Below are 244 nucleotides of genomic sequence, written 5' to 3'. Positions count from 1 at the left end.
ACCCGCATTTCAGCATGACCCTCACCGGTCAGGGCGCCGGTCAGTACGACCTGGTCGTGGTTGCTACTTCGAAGAAAGGCGAAGTGCTGCAACAGACCGCCAGCTTCGCCCTGAAAGCCGAAAACGGCGGCGGCGAGCCAGGCCAGTACGACCACGTGTTCCCGCAAAGCCTGAAGTCCTACAAGGCTGGCACAGTGGTGCTGCAGCCCAAAGATGGCAACACCTACAAGTGCAAGACCGGCCC

The 244-nt window shown here is 61.1% G+C and carries 1 pseudogene; it reads left to right on the top strand.

Features of this window, described 5'->3' with window-relative positions:
- Window positions 1-14: 14 nt before the first annotated feature.
- A pseudogene (locus F6S12_RS33485) lies at window positions 15-244 on the top strand (N-acetylglucosamine-binding protein GbpA); the annotation flags it as partial.

Source organism: Pseudomonas sp. JV245A, assembly GCF_032424515.1.
GTDB lineage: Bacteria > Pseudomonadota > Gammaproteobacteria > Pseudomonadales > Pseudomonadaceae > Aquipseudomonas > Aquipseudomonas protegens.
This window is presented reverse-complemented; position numbering and strand designations above follow the sequence as displayed.